The sequence below is a fragment of the Mycobacterium sp. E3198 genome, assembly GCF_001667015.1.
Taxonomy (GTDB): Bacteria; Actinomycetota; Actinomycetes; order Mycobacteriales; family Mycobacteriaceae; genus Mycobacterium.
Window position 1 is genome coordinate 1 of sequence record NZ_LZIS01000139.1, and the last position, 15328, is coordinate 15328.

General features: G+C 69.7%; 16 protein-coding genes. 13 read left to right on the forward strand and 3 right to left on the reverse strand.

Annotated features, from left to right (window positions below; genetic code table 11):
* The 5 genes from A5673_RS15830 to A5673_RS15850 all read left to right on the forward strand — a co-directional run.
* Positions 1–352 (forward strand): riboflavin kinase (locus A5673_RS15830; RefSeq protein WP_304442574.1); only part of this gene is annotated, 352 nt, incomplete at its 5' end.
* Between the two features lie 96 nt (positions 353–448).
* Complete coding sequence (gene rpsO / locus A5673_RS15835) at positions 449–718, forward strand: 30S ribosomal protein S15 (protein WP_066909705.1); 270 nt, start codon at positions 449–451, stop codon at positions 716–718.
* Positions 719–1035: 317 nt separating this feature from the next.
* On the forward strand, positions 1036–3291 hold the full coding sequence (locus tag A5673_RS15840) for a polyribonucleotide nucleotidyltransferase (RefSeq protein ID WP_068234060.1): 2256 nt from the start codon (positions 1036–1038) through the stop codon (positions 3289–3291).
* Positions 3269–4627, forward strand: a complete 1359-nt coding sequence (locus tag A5673_RS15845) for a pitrilysin family protein (protein ID WP_068234063.1) — start codon at positions 3269–3271, stop codon at positions 4625–4627. Before A5673_RS15840 ends, A5673_RS15845 begins: the two co-directional genes overlap by 23 nt.
* Before the next feature lie 60 nt (positions 4628–4687).
* Entirely contained in the window at positions 4688–5710 is a 1023-nt protein-coding gene (locus A5673_RS15850) for a nitronate monooxygenase (RefSeq protein ID WP_068234066.1), read from the forward strand.
* Between the two features lie 3 nt (positions 5711–5713).
* On the opposite strand, the gene ald is transcribed toward A5673_RS15850, so the two are convergent.
* The gene (gene ald, locus A5673_RS15855; protein WP_068234069.1) at positions 5714–6829 is read right to left on the reverse strand and encodes an alanine dehydrogenase; all 1116 of its coding nucleotides are present in this window, start codon (positions 6827–6829) and stop codon (positions 5714–5716) included.
* A 116-nt stretch (positions 6830–6945) separates the two neighbouring features.
* On the opposite strand from ald, the gene A5673_RS15860 reads away from it, so the two are divergent.
* From A5673_RS15860 to A5673_RS15885, 6 genes are read left to right on the forward strand one after another with little or no spacing between them, the layout of a single operon-like run.
* Positions 6946–7554, forward strand: a complete 609-nt coding sequence (locus A5673_RS15860; protein ID WP_068234072.1) for a DsbA family protein — start codon at positions 6946–6948, stop codon at positions 7552–7554.
* A 30-nt stretch (positions 7555–7584) separates the two neighbouring features.
* The gene (locus A5673_RS15865; protein ID WP_068234075.1) at positions 7585–8253 is read left to right on the forward strand and encodes a GAP family protein; all 669 of its coding nucleotides are present in this window, start codon (positions 7585–7587) and stop codon (positions 8251–8253) included.
* 25 nt (positions 8254–8278) lie between these two features.
* Positions 8279–8740 carry an SRPBCC family protein gene (locus A5673_RS15870; RefSeq protein WP_068234078.1) on the forward strand — a complete coding sequence of 154 codons (462 nt, stop codon included), beginning with the start codon at positions 8279–8281 and terminating at the stop codon, positions 8738–8740.
* A gap of 16 nt (positions 8741–8756) precedes the next feature.
* Positions 8757–10220, forward strand: coding sequence for an NAD(P)/FAD-dependent oxidoreductase (locus A5673_RS15875; RefSeq protein ID WP_068234192.1), 1464 nt, complete (start codon positions 8757–8759; stop codon positions 10218–10220).
* Between the two features lie 13 nt (positions 10221–10233).
* Positions 10234–11142 carry a metal-dependent hydrolase gene (locus A5673_RS15880; protein ID WP_068234081.1) on the forward strand — a complete coding sequence of 303 codons (909 nt, stop codon included), beginning with the start codon at positions 10234–10236 and terminating at the stop codon, positions 11140–11142.
* Between the two features lie 3 nt (positions 11143–11145).
* A complete protein-coding gene (locus tag A5673_RS15885; protein WP_068234084.1) occupies positions 11146–12054 on the forward strand; it encodes an alpha/beta fold hydrolase in 909 nt (302 codons plus the stop codon).
* On the opposite strand, the gene A5673_RS15890 is transcribed toward A5673_RS15885, so the two are convergent.
* Positions 12044–12553, reverse strand: coding sequence for a GNAT family N-acetyltransferase (locus A5673_RS15890; RefSeq protein WP_068234088.1), 510 nt, complete (start codon positions 12551–12553; stop codon positions 12044–12046). The genes A5673_RS15885 and A5673_RS15890 overlap by 11 nt on opposite strands.
* 9 nt (positions 12554–12562) lie before the next feature.
* The gene (locus A5673_RS15895) at positions 12563–13138 is read right to left on the reverse strand and encodes a TetR/AcrR family transcriptional regulator (RefSeq protein WP_068234195.1); all 576 of its coding nucleotides are present in this window, start codon (positions 13136–13138) and stop codon (positions 12563–12565) included.
* Between the two features lie 103 nt (positions 13139–13241).
* Here A5673_RS15895 and A5673_RS15900 point away from each other — a divergent pair, with 103 nt between their 5' ends.
* Both A5673_RS15900 and A5673_RS15905 read left to right on the forward strand, forming a co-directional pair.
* Positions 13242–14240 (forward strand): Rieske 2Fe-2S domain-containing protein, encoded by a 999-nt coding sequence (locus tag A5673_RS15900; protein WP_068234092.1) that lies wholly within the window; start codon positions 13242–13244, stop codon positions 14238–14240.
* Positions 14237–15316 (forward strand): dihydrodipicolinate reductase, encoded by a 1080-nt coding sequence (locus tag A5673_RS15905; RefSeq protein WP_082958770.1) that lies wholly within the window; start codon positions 14237–14239, stop codon positions 15314–15316. The genes A5673_RS15900 and A5673_RS15905 overlap by 4 nt, the downstream gene beginning before the upstream one ends.
* Positions 15317–15328 lie beyond the last annotated feature (12 nt).

The following is a 15328-nucleotide window of genomic DNA, read 5'->3' on the forward strand; positions in this document are numbered from 1 at the left end:
GCTGGGCTTTCCCACCGCCAACGTGGCCCCGCCGATGTATTCGGCCATCCCGGCCGACGGCGTGTACGCGGCCTGGTTCACCGTGCTCGGGCACGGACCGGTGGCCGGCACCGTCGTCCCGGGCGAGCGCTACCAGGCCGCGGTGTCCGTCGGCACCAACCCGACCTTCTCGGGGCGCACCCGCACCGTCGAGGCCTTCGTCCTGGACACCACCGCCGACCTGTACGGGCAGCATGTGGCGTTGGACTTCGTCGCGCGCATCCGCGGCCAGCGCAAGTTCGACACGATCAAGGGCCTGGTCGCCGCGATGGGTGACGACACCGACCGGGCCCGCGCCCTGCTCACGGACTGACTGCTAAACTGCCGGACGACATCGGCGCGTGCTGCGGTTCGCGGTGGCCGCGCCTTGATTCCCAGTTATCGCGGACCGATTGATGGAGATAGTTTCGTGGCGCTTACTGCCGAGCAGAAAAAAGAAATCCTGGGCTCGTACGGCCTGCACGACACCGACACCGGCTCCCCGGAGGCGCAGGTCGCCCTGCTGACCCGGCGGATCGCCGACCTGACCGAGCACCTCAAGGTGCACAAGCACGACCACCACTCGCGGCGCGGACTGCTGCTGCTGGTGGGCCGCCGCCGCCGGCTGCTCAAATACGTGTCCCAGATCGACGTGGAGCGCTACCGCTCGCTCGTCGAGCGGCTGGGCCTGCGTCGCTGACGCAAGGCTAATCCCGGCGCCCGCTGGCCGGCTGAGTTCGCCCGTGTAGAGTGGGAGCGTTCTGGGCCGGTTCGGCCCGAGCAAACGGTGCGGTTTGCGCAGATCCGCGCGAGCCGTTCCAGCACGTCACTGCGTGTGTCCGAGGGAGCAGCACAGTCTGCATCGGGCGGTCTTCGGTAGTGGCTGCCGGGCTCTCCGGATCTGGGGCAGGTCGGCCGCTTCGATCGATGGCCGTAGCCGCATTCAGACTCTTGTTCTCCGGGTGGCATCAGGGCGTGCGAAAAAGCTGAATACCCAGAGAGGTCATACGGACACCCATGTCTGTAGCTGAAATCGACGAAGGCGTCTTCGAGGCCACCGCCACCATCGACAACGGGAGCTTCGGCACCCGCACCATCCGTTTCGAGACCGGCCGGCTGGCCCAGCAGGCCGCCGGCGCCGTCGTCGCGTACCTGGACGACGAAAACATGCTGCTCTCGGCGACCACCGCCAGCAAGAGCCCCAAGGAACACTTCGACTTCTTCCCGCTGACGGTCGACGTCGAGGAGCGGATGTACGCCGCCGGGCGCATCCCCGGCTCGTTCTTCCGCCGCGAGGGCCGTCCCTCCACCGACGCGATCCTGACCTGCCGGCTCATCGACCGTCCGCTGCGGCCGTCGTTCGTCGCCGGGCTGCGCAACGAGATCCAGGTCGTGGTGACCATCATGAGCCTGGACCCCAACGACCTGTACGACGTGCTGGCGATCAACGCCGCGTCGGCCTCCACCCAGATCAGCGGGCTGCCGTTCTCCGGCCCCATCGGGGGCGTGCGGGTGGCGCTGATCGACGGCACCTGGGTCGCCTTCCCGACCGTCGAGCAGCTGGAGCGCGCCGTGTTCGACATGGTGGTGGCCGGCCGCACGGTCGACGGTGACGTGGCCATCATGATGGTCGAGGCCGAGGCCACCGAGAAGGTCATCGAGCTGGTCGAGGGCGGCGCCCAGGCGCCGACGGAAACCGTTGTGGCGCAGGGCCTGGAGGCCGCCAAACCGTTCATCGCCGCGCTGTGTACCGCGCAGCAGGAGCTGGCCGACGCGGCCGCCAAACCCGTCGGCGAGTACCCGACGTTCCCGGACTACCAGGAAGACGTGTACTACTCGGTGGCCTCGGTGGCCACCGACGAGCTGGCCAAGGCGCTGACCATCGGCGGCAAGGCCGAGCGCGACGCGCGCACCGACGAGCTCAAGGCCGAGGTGCAGGCGCGGCTCGCCGAGACCTACGAGGGTCGGGAGAAGGAGGTCAGCGCCGCGTTCCGCTCGCTGACCAAGAAGCTGGTCCGCCAGCGCATCCTCACCGACCACTTCCGCATCGACGGCCGGGGTATCACCGACATCCGCGCCCTGAGCGCCGAGGTCGCCGTGGTGCCGCGCGCACACGGCAGCGCGCTGTTCGAGCGCGGCGAAACCCAGATCCTGGGCGTGACCACGCTGGACATGGTCAAGATGGCCCAGCAGATCGATTCGCTGGGGCCGGAAACCTCCAAGCGCTACATGCACCACTACAACTTCCCGCCGTTCTCCACCGGCGAGACCGGCCGGGTCGGCTCGCCCAAGCGGCGCGAGATCGGGCACGGCGCGCTCGCCGAGCGGGCCCTGATCCCGGTGCTGCCCAGCGTCGAGGAGTTCCCGTACGCCATCCGCCAGGTGTCGGAAGCGTTGGGCTCCAACGGTTCGACGTCGATGGGCTCCGTCTGCGCGTCCACGCTCGCGTTGCTCAACGCCGGGGTGCCGCTCAAGGCGCCGGTGGCCGGCATCGCGATGGGGCTGGTCTCCGACGACGTCGAGGTGGAGGGCAAGACCGAGCGTCGCTTCGTCACCCTGACCGACATCCTGGGCGCCGAGGACGCGTTCGGCGACATGGACTTCAAGTGCGCCGGCACCAAGGACTTCGTCACCGCGCTGCAGCTGGACACCAAGCTCGACGGGATTCCCTCCCAGGTGCTCGCGGGCGCGCTGGCGCAGGCCAAGGACGCCCGCCTGACCATCCTCGAGGTGATGGCCGAGGCCATCGACGCGCCCGACGAGATGAGCCCGTACGCCCCGCGCGTGACCACCATCAAGGTTCCGGTGGACAAGATCGGTGAGGTCATCGGGCCCAAGGGCAAGGTGATCAACGCCATCACCGAGGAGACCGGCGCCCAGATCTCCATCGAGGACGACGGCACCGTGTTCGTCGGCGCCACCGACGGGCCCTCGGCGCAGGCCGCGATCGACCGGATCAACGCCATCGCCAACCCGCAGCTGCCGACCGTGGGCGAGCGATTCCTCGGAACCGTGGTCAAGACAACGGATTTCGGCGCGTTCGTGTCGCTGCTGCCCGGCCGCGACGGCCTGGTACACATCTCCAAGCTGGGCAGGGGCAAGCGCATCGCGAAGGTCGAGGACGTGGTGAACGTCGGCGACAAGCTGCGGGTGGAGATCGCCGACATCGACAAGCGGGGCAAGATCTCGCTGGTCCTGGTCGACGAGGAAGAGTCAGCGGAAACGCCGTCCGCGGCGCCCGCTCCTGCCGATGCCGCGACCGCGTCGAGCTGACCCCGCGGCGTCGCTGCGGCGGGGCGCGCAGCTCGCCGAGGTGAACGCCGACCACAAGGCGGTCCGCCGCACCACATTGCCGGGCGGCCTGCGGGTGGTCACCGAGCACCTGCCGGCCGTGCGCTCCGCCTCGGTCGGGGTCTGGGTCGGCGTCGGATCCCGTGACGAGGGCGCCACCGTGGCCGGGGCGGCGCACTTCCTGGAGCACCTGCTGTTCAAGTCCACCCCGACCCGCACGGCCGTGGACATCGCCCAGGCGATGGACGCCGTCGGCGGCGAACTGAACGCGTTCACCGCCCGCGAGCACACCTGCTACTACGCGCATGTGCTGGACAGCGACCTGGAACTGGCCGTCGACCTGGTCGCCGACGTCGTGCTCAACGGCCGCTGCGCCGCCGAGGACGTCGAGCTCGAACGCGATGTCGTCCTCGAGGAGATCGCGATGCGCGACGACGACCCCGAGGACGCACTGGGCGACGTCTTCCTGTCGGCGCTGTTCGGCGATCACCCGGTGGGCCGCCCCGTGATCGGCTCCGTCCGCTCGGTCTCGGCGATGACGCGGTCGCAGCTGCACTCGTTTCATGTGCGGCGCTACACCCCGGAGCGGATGGTCGTCGCGGTGGCCGGCAACGTCGATCACGACGAGGTGGTCGCGTTGGTGCGCGAGCACTTCGGCAGGCATCTGGTCCGGGGCCGCCAACCCATCGCCCCGCGCAAGGGAGCCGGGCGGGTCACCGGAAGCCCCGGGCTCACGCTGATCAACCGGGAGGCCGAGCAGACCCACCTGTCGTTGGGCGTCCGCACGCCGGGGCGCAGTTGGGAGCATCGCTGGGCGCTGTCGGTGCTGCACACCGCGCTGGGCGGCGGCCTGAGTTCCCGGCTGTTCCAGGAGGTTCGGGAGCTGCGCGGCCTGGCCTATTCGGTGTACTCGGCGGTCGACATCTTCGCCGACAGCGGCGCGCTGTCGGTCTACGCCGCCTGCCTGCCCGAGCGTTTCGCCGAGGTCATGCGCGTGACCAGCGAGGTGCTCGACGCGGTGGCGCGCGACGGCATCACCGAGGCCGAATGCCGCATCGCCAAGGGCTCGCTGCGCGGCGGGCTCGTCCTCGGGCTGGAAGACTCCAGCTCCCGGATGAGCCGCATCGGCCGCAACGAACTGAACTATGGCCGGCACCGCAGCATCGAGCACACTTTGCAAAAGATCGACGAGGTGACCGTCGAGGAGGTCAACGCGGTGGCCCGGCGCCTGCTGGGCAGGCGCTACGGGGCGGCCGTGCTGGGCCCGTACGCCTCGAAACGATCGCTGCCCCAACAACTTCGGGCGATGGTACCGTAGCTCAAATGTTCGCCTCCTCACTCGCGCCGTGCCGGCGCTCGCCGTCACCGGACTAGCCGGATGGTTCTGGGCTTTTGGGATATCGCGGTGCCCATCGTGGGTGCCCCCATGGCCGGCGGGCCCGGCACCCCGGCGTTGGCCGCGGCGGTGTCCAACGCCGGCGGGCTCGGTTTCCTCCCCGGCGGGTATGTGAGCGCCGAGCGGTTCGCCGACGACATCGCGGCGGCCCGCGCCATGACCACCGGGCCGTTGGGCGTCAACCTGTTCGTGCCCCAGCCCAGCGTCGCCGACTGGGTCGCGCTGGACTACTACGCGGACGAGCTCGAAGGCATCGCCGAGCACTATCAGTGCGAGGTGGGCCGGCCCGAGTTCGGCGACGACGACGACTGGGAGCGCAAGCTCGAGGTGGTCCTCGACGTGCATCCGGAGCTGGTGTCCTTCACGTTCGGCGTGCCGCCGCCGGACGTGATCCGGCGGCTCAGCGCGCAGGGGCTGTTGGTGATGGTCACGGTGACGTCGGCCTACGAGGCCGGGGTCGCCGTCGCCGCCGGCGCCGACAGCCTGGTGGTCCAGGGCCCCGGCGCCGGCGGGCATCGCGGCACCTTCGCGCCGGACATGGAGCCCGCCACCGACTCGCTGCACGACCTGATCGACCGGATCCACCGGACGCACCGCGACGTCCCGATCATCGCGGCGGGCGGGCTGGGCAGCGCCGAGGACGTCGCGGGCGTGCTGCGCCGGGGCGCCGTGGCCGCGCAGGTCGGCACCGCGCTGCTGCTGAGCAACGAGGCGGGCACCAGCCAGGCGCATCGCACCGCCATGAAGAATCAGCTCTTCGCCAAGACCATCGTGACCCGCGCGTTCTCCGGCCGGTACGGGCGCGGCCTGGAGAACGAATTCATCCGCCTGCTCGACAACGTCGCCCCGCTGGGCTACCCCGAGGTCAACCAGATGACGCTGCCGATCCGGGAGGCCGCGACCGAACGCGAAGACCCGGACGGGATGGCCCTGTGGGCGGGCACGTCGTTCCGCCAGGCCCGTACGGGTTCGGTGGCCGACATCGTCGCCGGCCTCAGCGACTAGGGTTCAGCCCAACACCGATGCCGGGTCCGCGCACGGCAGCCCGAGGTCGTCGGCCACCTGCCGGGACAGCAGCATCCCGGCGTGCGTCGAAAGCCCTTTGGCCAGAGGGGGATCGGACCGGCACGCCGCCCGCCAGCCATGGTCGGCGAGCTTGAGCACGTACGGCATGGTGGCGTTGGTCAGCGCGACGGTCGACGTCTTGGGCACTGCGCTGGGCATGTTCGCCACGCAGTAGAACAGCGTGTCGTGCACCGCGAACGTCGGGTCGTCGTGCGTGGTGGGCCGCGAATCCTCGAAGCAGCCGCCCTGATCGATGGAGATGTCCACCAGCACCGCACCCGGCTTCATCTGCGCGACAAGGGAATTCGAGATCAGCCGGGGCGCCTTGTGGCCGGGCAGCAGCACGGCTCCGATCACCAGGTCGGCGCGTTTGACGGCGCCCTCCAGCTCGTACGCCGAGGAATAGCGGGTCCCCACGTGCCCACCGAACTCGGCGTCGAGCAGCCGAAGCTTGCCGATGTTGATGTCGAAAACCATCACGCTGGCGCCCATCCCGCCGGCGACCCGGGCGGCGTTGTAGCCGGCCGTGCCGGCCCCGATCACGACGACGTCGGCGCCCTTGACGCCGGGCACCCCGCCCATCAGCACACCGCGGCCCCCTTGGGTGCGCATCAGGTGATAGCCGCCGACCTGGGCGGCGAGCCGACCGGCGACCTCGCTCATCGGGGCCAGCAACGGCAGCGCGCCGTCGTCGGTCTGGACGGTCTCATACGCGATCGACGTTGTGCCGGAGGCCAATAGCGCGTCGGTGCAGGCGCGGGAGGCGGCCAAGTGCAGGTACGTGAACAGCACCTGCCCGTCGCGCAGCAGGCCGTACTCGGACGGTATCGGTTCCTTGACCTTGAGCAACAGGTCCGCGTCGGCCCACACCCGCTCGGCCGTGTCGGCGAGCTGGGCGCCGGCCGCCTTGAATTCCGCATCGGGGATGGCCGAGCCTTCCCCCGCGCCGGCCTGGACGAGCACCTCGTGCCCGTGGCGGGTCAGTTCGGCGACGCCGGCCGGGGTGATGGCCACCCTGAACTCGTTGGTCTTGGTCTCGGTGGGAACGCCGACGCGCATGGCTCAAGTGTGGAGAAAGTTCGCCGGGGCCGCAAACACGCGGCCGGTGCGCGACAGATACCCTAGGGGGTATAGTCGGAAACGATGCAACGCGACAACAGGAGAGGAGCGGGCTGATGAGTCCGGCGCAAAATCGAGGGCCTGCGGTGACGATCTGGTTCGACCCCGTGTGCCCGTTTTCGTGGCACACCGCCCGGTGGCTGCGGGACCTCGCGGGCGAACTGGAATTGGCCATCGATTGGCGCCTGATGAGCCTGGCGGTCCTCAACGAGGGCCGCGAACTGCCGCCGCCGCAGCAGGCACGCATGCGCGACTCCCGGCGGATCGGCCGGCTGATGGCCGCGATCCGCGAAAGACACGGCGCCGACGCCATGGCCGCGGCGTATTTCGCGTTCGGTGAGCGCTACCTCGAACGCTCCGAGGCCCTCGATGACGGTATGGTCGCGCAGGTGTTGGACGCGGTGGACTGCCACGACGTCGACGCCGCCGTCATGTCGGATACCGGGCAGGACGACCTGGTGCGGCTCAGCCACGAAGCCGGGCAATCCGCGCTCGGCGAGAGCGGGGGCAGCCCGATCATGCAGATCGACGGGCGGACCTTCTTCGGGCCGGTGCTGTCCGGGCCGCCGGCGCCGGAGATGAGAAAGGCGCTCTTCGATGCGGTGGCCACGCTGGCCGCCGTTGCGCAGTTCAGCCAGTTGCAGCGGCCGCGCACGACGGGATAGCCGGTCCCGCCGGGGGTGAAAGGTATTGACGTGTCCGGCATTTCGGGGGTGGCGCTCGCCCAGCTGGCCGCTCCGGCGCTGATCGTCGCGCTGTCGCCGGTGCCGATTGTCGTGGCGCTGGTGCTGCTCGTGCACAACGAGCGGCCGCATTCGTCCGGCCTCGCCTACCTGGCCGGCAGGGTGGTCTCGGTGGCCGCGCTGACCACGGCATTCGCGCGGGCGCCCGGATGGCTCGACGGCCTCGTGGGTCCCGCGCCGCCGTGGACGGACTGGCTCGTCATCGCCGCCGGCGCGGCGCTGGTGGCGCTCGGCGCTCGGGCGTGGTGGCGGCGCTACGGTCCCGCGGACCGCCCCGGCTGGGAAAACAGGATCGGCCGGATCAGCCCGGCGGTGGCCGCCGCGATCGGAACCTTCCCCCTGTTGGCCAATCCGAAGGTGCTCGCCGCCAGCGCGGCCGCGGCTGCGGAGATAGCGACCGTCCGATCGACCGCCGTCGGTGCGGTGGCGGCGATCGCGTACTACGCCGTCCTCGCGAATTCGACCGTGGCCGCGCCGGTTCTCCTGTACCTCGTCGCGGGTCCGCGGATCGACCCGCACCTCGAACGGATCAGGCGGTGGATTCAAGCCCGGCGGCAGGCGATGACGGCGGCGGCGCTCGTCATCCTCGGTTTCGCGGTGCTGCTATATGGGTTCTCCTGAGGCGCGGCGTGCTTATGATCGGCGGATGGCTGACCCGTGCGTGACAGCATCCGTCCAGATCGACGCCCCTCCCGAGGTGGTATATGGCCTGATCACCGACCTGCCGACGCTGGCCTCGCTCGCCGAGGAGGCGGTGGCGATGGAGTGGTGCAAGGGCGATGCCGTCCGCCCCGGCGCGGTGTTCGTCGGGCACAACGAGAACGGGCGTCGGCGCTGGAGCACGAAATGCACGATCACCGACGCCGAACAGGGCCAGGTCTTCGCCTTCGATGTGCGGCATACGGTCTTTCCCATTGCGCGCTGGCAATACGACATCGCCCCGTCCGACGGCGGCTGCCGGGTCACCGAAAGCACGTGGGATCGCCGGCCGGGCTGGTTCCGCAAGCTCGCCGGCAGGGCGACCGGCGTCACCGACCGGGTGGCCGCCAACACCGAGCACATCCAGCTGACCCTGCAGCGCCTCAAGCAGCGGGCCGAGGCCGGGTAGCGCGCCCATGACGACCATGGCGTCACGCGCTCCCTCCGTAGCCGTCGTCGGGGCCGGCATGTCGGGGCTGTGCATGGCAATCGCGTTGCTGCGCAGCGGTATTGACGACGTCACCATCTACGAGAAGGCCGACGAGGTGGGCGGCACCTGGCGGGAAAACACCTACCCCGGCCTGACCTGTGACGTGCCGTCGCGCGTCTACCAGTACACCTTCGCCACCAAGCCCAACTGGTCGCACATGTTTTCGCCCGGCGGGGAGATCCAGGCCTACTTCCGCGGCGTCGCCGACCAATTCGGGCTGCGCGAGCGGATCCGGTTCGGCACCGAAGTCGTCAGCGCCCGGTTCGACGACGACCGCTGGGTGTTGCGCACGGACGCCGGCGACGAGTCGGCCGTCGACTTCCTGATCTCGGCGACCGGTGTGCTGCACCATCCCCGGATGCCGTCGATCGCCGGCCTGGCCGACTTCGCCGGCCCCGTCTTCCACTCCGCACGCTGGGATCATTCCGTCGAGCTGGCGGGGCGCCGAATCGCGGTGATCGGCAACGGATCCACCGGAGTGCAGCTCGTCTGCGGGCTGGCCGGCGAGGCGGGCCGGGTCTTGCTGTTCCAGCGCACCGCGCAGTGGATCGTCCCGATGCCCAACCCGGCGTACTCCAGGTTCGCCAATCGCAGCCACCGGGCCGTTCCGTGGCTCGATCGGCTGGCCTACCGCGCGTACAGCCTCGTCTTCGACACCTTCGCCGTCGCCCTGACCAAGCCGGGGCTGCGGCGGGCGGCGATGGGGGCGCTGTGCCGAGCCAGCCTGCGCCGGGTGCGCGACCCCGAGTTGCGCGCGGCGCTGACGCCCTCGTATGAGCCGATGTGCAAGCGGCTGGTGGTGTCGGGCGGGTTCTACCGGGCGATCCAGCGCGACGACGTCGAGCTGGTGACGGCCGGCATCGACCACGTGGAACCGCGGGGCATCGTGACCGACGACGGCACGCTGCACGAGGCGGACGTCATCGTGGCGTGCACCGGGTTCGACACGCACGCGTTCTTCCGGCCGATGCGACTGACCGGGCGGGACGGTATCGCCGCCGACGACGTGTGGCGCGACGGGCCGCGCGCCCACCGGACCGTGGCGATGCCGGGTTTCCCCAACTTCTTCATGATGCTGGGGCCGCACAGCCCGGTGGGCAACCACTCGCTCACCGCGGTGGCCGAGCACCAGGCCGATCACATCCTGGGCTGGATCCAGCGTTGGCGCCGCGGCGAATTCGACACCGTCGAGCCGACGCAAGCGGCGACCGAGAGCTACAACGAGAAGCTGCGCGCCGCGATGCCGGACACCGTGTGGACCACCGGCTGCGACAGCTGGTACCTGAACAAGGACGGGGTGCCCGAGGTGTGGCCCTTCACGCCGGCCGAACACCGGGCGATGCTGGCCGAAACGGATCTGCGAGAGTACGACTTGCGCAGGCGTGTGCCCGCGCGCTGAGGGGAGGGCCGGGATGTTCACCGTCGACGACCACGCGGCGGGTCCCCACGACGCGTCGCTCGACCACGAGCGGCTGGTCCTCGAGGCGCGCGATGTCGAGTTCGATTGGGCGACGCTGCCGTTCCACTACGTGCCGGGCGAGCCGTTCACCACCCACGTCCTCAACGTCCTGCACCTGCTGCTGCCCGCGGGCGAGGAGTTCTTCGTCGACGCGTTCAAGCGGGCGCTGCCGTTGATCAAGGACGACCAGCTGCGCCTGGACGTCCAGGGCTTCATCGGCCAGGAGGCCGTGCATTCCCAGGCCCACGCGCAGGTGCTCGCCCACTTCGCCGCCGCCGGGGTCGACCTGACCCCGTACACCGACCAGATCCGGTGGCTGTTCGAGAAGCTGCTGGGGCCCAGGCCGCGGTGGGGCGAGCGACGGCAGCACCGCTGGCTGCTGGAACAGGTTTCGTTCGTCTCGGCGATCGAGCACTACACCGCCATCCTGGGCGAGTGGGTGCTCGACTCGCCGGCCCACGACGCCATCGGCACCCACCCCGTGATGCTGGACATGCTGCGCTGGCACGGCGCCGAAGAGGTCGAGCACAAGGCCGTCGCCTTCGACACGATGAAGCATCTGCGGGCCGGCTACCTGCGGCGGGTGCGCGCCCAGCTGGTGGTGACCCCGGGGATCCTGCTGCTGTGGATCCGTGGCGTCCGGTTCCTGTACTCGGTGGACCCGTACCTGCCGCCGGGCGCGAAGGCGCGCTGGCGGGACTACTTCCGGGCGGCGCGGCGCGGTTTGGTGCCCGGGCCGCTGAGGTTCGTGAAGGTGGTCGGCAACTACTACCGGCCGGGTTTCCACCCATCCCAACTGGGCGGCCTCGGGGCGGCGGTCGACTACCTGGCGGTCTCGCCCGCCGCGCGCGCGTCCCGCTGACGCATGGCCGCAACGACTTCGAGCGTCACCGCCTCCGACGGCGCCACCCTGGCGGTCCACCGCTACACCGAGATCGACGCGGCGCGCCCGACCATCCTCGCCATCCACGGCTGGCCCGACAACCACCACCTCTGGGACGGGGTGGCTTCCGAGCTCGAGGAGAACCACGCCGGCCGCTACAACGTGGCGGCGTACGACGTGCGCGGGGCCGGCGAATCCTCGCGCCCCGCAAGGCGATCCGACTACGCCTTCGGGCAACTGGTGTCCGACATCGGCGCCGTCATCGACAGCCTCGGCGTCGGCCCGGTCCACCTACTGGCCCACGACTGGGGCTCGATCGCGGCCTGGGCGGCCGTCACCGACGACGCGGTGATGGCCAAAGTCGCGTCGTTCACGTCGATTTCGGGGCCGCACCTGCGCTACGCGGGCCGCTTCCTGCGCTCGGCGCGCACGCCGCGGGCGGTGGGCCAGGTCGCGATGCAGCTGCTGGGGTCGCTGTACATCGCGTTCTTCCTGTGCCCTGGTCTGCCGGAGCTCGCGTTCTTATCCCGGGTCGGCGTGCTGGCCCATCGGGCCCTCGAGCGCATCGGCCGGCCGCGCACGCCCGTCCGGCGCGACCCGACGCCGCGGTCCATCTCGGACTACGTCACCGGGCTCAAGCTGTATCGGGCGAACATGCCCGGACCGATGCTCTCGCCCGGGCCGCGGCTGCCGCAGACCACCGTCGCGGTGCAGACCCTGGTGCCGCGCCGGGACATCTTCGTCACGCCCGCGCTGCAGCGGTTCACCGGCTCAATTCCGGTCGTCGGCAGGGTGATTCCGATCGAAGGCGGACACTGGGTGGTCACCGCACGCCCCGAGGTCATCGCCGAGCTGACCGCCGAATGGGTCGATCGGCACGTCACCGCTTGAGCCGGTACCCGAGGTGGGCCACCTTGATGCCGGGCAGCGGCTCCCAGTCGAGCGTGCGGCCGTCGACGCGAAAGTTGTTCTTCTCGTAGAAGCGGCGCGCCCTGTCGTTTTGCTCGGCGCACCACAGGATTACGTCGCCGGACGGGTGCGAGCCGAGGACCTCGCCGAGCATGCGGGCCCCGATGCCGTGCCGTTGGCTTTCCTCGGCGACGTAGAGCGCGTCGACGAGCAGGTCTTCCGGCTGGTCGGAATCGGGCCCGAAGATGGTCACGCCGAGGGTGCGGCCCCCGGCCTCGGCGACCCACATGCGCCACCCGCGGCGCTGCAGGCTCTGCGGGTAGATCTCGGCGACCCAGCGTTTCGGCGGCCCGAGCAGGTCGAGCACCTGGGGCAGCAGTATCCCGGCCCACGAGCGCCGCCACACCGGGTAGTGCATCGCCGCGACCTCGGCGAAGTCGTCCGGGGTGGCTTCCCGGATCGCGATGTCGCTGGCCTGCACACGCTAAGGCTAGAGAACTTTTGCCGGCCGCTCTTCCAGATAGGCCGCCAGCGCGTTCGTCAGGCCACGGCGCGCCATGTCGAGGTCGGCGTAGGAGCCCAGCTGGCGCTCCGAGACAAGGCCGCGCATCGCGCCCGGGATGAGGGCGGCCACCTCGCGCACCCGGTCGGGGTCGACGTCCAGGCCGGCGAACGCGTTCTGGCAGGTCTGAAGCCAGCTCTTGCCCCAGGAGAACAGCTCGGCGGCCGTGCGCGGGTAGAGGCGCTCCAGCTCGCGGGGGTCGCGGGGAAGCGCGGCGCGCAGGTTTTCGATCGCGCGCGAATCGGGTGACGCCAGGCCGCGGTACAGCGTGTCGATGATGGCGCCTACGCGCTCGCGCAGGGGCGCGTCCGGTTGCGCCGGCGCCGAGAAGGTCGCGGCGCGCCGCTCGGCGGTGCGGTGCAGCACGGCCGCCCAGAATCCGTCGGCGTCGCCGAACTGGTACTGCACCGCGCCCCAGGTGGCCCCGATGTCCTTGGCGATGCGGTTGGCCGACACTGAGCCCGGCTCGCCCGAGGCCAGCGACTTCAGCGCGGCCTCGAGCATGCTCTCGCGCGTCGCGTGGCCGCGCCGGTTGGGGCGCCTTTCGACGACCTTCGGTTCGGCCATCCGCCTAGCCTATCATTTTCATAGAGGGTACTGTGATTCTATGGCCAAACCGCCCTTGTCGATGAAACCGACCGGATGGTTTCAGGTCGCGTGGTCCGACGAGGTCGGCGTCGGCGACGTGCACCGGATGAAGTACTTCGACCAGGAGATGGTCGCCTGGCGCGCCGAGTCGGGCGACCTCACGGTGATGAACGCCTACTGCGAGCACCTGGGCGCGCACCTCGGTTACGGCGGCAAGGTCGTCGGCGAGGTGCTGCAGTGCCCGTTCCACGGGTGGCAGTGGAACTCCGAGGGCCGCAACGTCTGCATCCCTTACCAGGACCGGCCCAACCGCGGCAGGCGGATGCGCACCTATCCCGTGGTGGAGCGCAACGAGTCGGTCTACATCTGGCACGACGCCGAGCGGCGCGAGCCCTACTTCGACGCGCCCGACGTGTTCGCTTCGTTCGAGGACGGCCGCGGCGCGGGCGATTACTACGCGCAGCAGCGGCTGTTCCGCCAGGGCCTGGAACTGCACCCGCAGTACGTGCTCGAAAACGGCGTGGACTTCGCGCATTTCAAGTTCGTGCACAACACGCCGATCGTGCCGGTGTTCACCCGCCACGACTTCGCCGACCCGGTGTCCTTCGTGGACTTCACCATCACCTTCGAGGGCGACGACGGGCAGAGGATCGAGGACGTCAACAGCGGCGTGGAGGCCATCAACGGTGGGCTGGGCATCGCCGTCACCAAGAGCTGGGGGATGGTCGACAACCGCACCATCTCCGCCGTCACCCCGGTCGACGAGTTCACCTCCGACGTCCGGTTCATGGTCCACATCGGCCGCCCCGGCAGCGGCGCGGTCAAGGATCCCGCGCGCGCCGAGCACAAGGCGGCCGAGTTCGGGCGGGAAGTGATACGGCAGTTCGAGCAGGATATCGAGATCTGGCGGCACCAGCGCTACTCCGACCCGCCCGCGCTGGCCCCCGACGAGTACGAAGGCTTCACCGCAATCCGCAAGTGGGCCAAGCAGTTTTATCAGGAGGTTGACGCCGAGTGAATAAACCAATCCGCGTGTTCCAGGTCGCCACCGGAAACGTCGGCTCGGAGATGATCAAGCGGATCGCCACGCAGCCCGATCTGGAACTCATTGGTGTGCACTGCTATTCGCCGGACAAGATCGGGCGCGACGCCGGCGAACTCGCGGGCATCGGGCCCAACGGGGTGACGGCCACGGGCACGATCGAGGAGATCATCGCCGCCAAGCCCGACGTCCTGACGTTTCACGGCGTGTTCCCCGACGAGGAGCTATACGTCAAGGTGCTCGAGGCGGGCATCAACATCGTCACCACCGCCGACTGGATCACCGGCTGGCACCGCGACAAGAACCATCCGCACCCGTCGGGCAAGCCGGTGACCCAGCTGCTGGCCGAGGCCTGTGAAAAGGGCGGCGCGACGTTCTACGGCACGGGCATGAACCCGGGCCTGAACCAGATCCTCGGCGTGGTGTGTTCGGCCGACGTCGCCGACATCGAAAACGTCACCACCATCGAATCCGTCGACGTCTCGTGCCACCACTCCAAGGACACCTGGATCGAGGTCGGCTACGGCCAGCCGGTCGACGACCCCGAAATCCCCGGGAAGCTGGAGAAGTACACCCGCGTCTTCGCCGACAGCGTGCTGATGATGGCCGACTGCTTCGACCTGCGCCTGGACGAGGTGAAGTTCAGCTACGAGTTGGGCGCCTGCACCAAGGACGTCGACCTGGGCTGGTACACGCTGCCCAAGGGCTCGCTCGGCGGCAACTACATCAAATACCAGGGCATGGTGGACGGGGTGCCCCGCGTCGAGACGCACCTGGAGTGGCAGATGACCCCGCACACCGACCCGAGCTGGAACATCAAGGGCTGCTACATCACCCAGATCAAGGGCGACCCGTGCATCTACAACAAGCACATGATCTTCCCCAAACCCGGCGTCGACCTGTCCAACCCGGACAACTTCGCCTCCATCGGCATGACGGTGACCGGCATGCCGGCCCTGGCCGCCATCAAGTCGGTGGTCGGGGCGCGGCCGGGCCTGATCACCAGCGCCGACCTGCCGCTGCGCGGCTTCGCGGGGCGGTTCAAGAGGTAAGCGCGCGGGCAA

Excerpts from the sequence above, each read along its gene's own strand:
- A5673_RS15840 (WP_068234060.1), top strand. The coding sequence starts at position 1,036 with ATGTCTGTAGCTGAAATCGACGAAGGCGTCTTCGAGGCCACCGCCACC.
- A5673_RS15845 (WP_068234063.1), top strand. The coding sequence starts at position 3,269 with ATGCCGCGACCGCGTCGAGCTGACCCCGCGGCGTCGCTGCGGCGGGGC.
- A5673_RS15850 (WP_068234066.1), top strand. The coding sequence starts at position 4,688 with ATGGTTCTGGGCTTTTGGGATATCGCGGTGCCCATCGTGGGTGCCCCC.
- ald (WP_068234069.1), bottom strand. The coding sequence starts at position 6,829 with ATGCGCGTCGGCGTTCCCACCGAGACCAAGACCAACGAGTTCAGGGTG.
- A5673_RS15860 (WP_068234072.1), top strand. The coding sequence starts at position 6,946 with ATGAGTCCGGCGCAAAATCGAGGGCCTGCGGTGACGATCTGGTTCGAC.
- A5673_RS15870 (WP_068234078.1), top strand. The coding sequence starts at position 8,279 with ATGGCTGACCCGTGCGTGACAGCATCCGTCCAGATCGACGCCCCTCCC.
- A5673_RS15875 (WP_068234192.1), top strand. The coding sequence starts at position 8,757 with ATGGCGTCACGCGCTCCCTCCGTAGCCGTCGTCGGGGCCGGCATGTCG.
- A5673_RS15880 (WP_068234081.1), top strand. The coding sequence starts at position 10,234 with ATGTTCACCGTCGACGACCACGCGGCGGGTCCCCACGACGCGTCGCTC.
- A5673_RS15885 (WP_068234084.1), top strand. The coding sequence starts at position 11,146 with ATGGCCGCAACGACTTCGAGCGTCACCGCCTCCGACGGCGCCACCCTG.
- A5673_RS15895 (WP_068234195.1), bottom strand. The coding sequence starts at position 13,138 with ATGCTCGAGGCCGCGCTGAAGTCGCTGGCCTCGGGCGAGCCGGGCTCA.
- A5673_RS15900 (WP_068234092.1), top strand. The coding sequence starts at position 13,242 with ATGGCCAAACCGCCCTTGTCGATGAAACCGACCGGATGGTTTCAGGTC.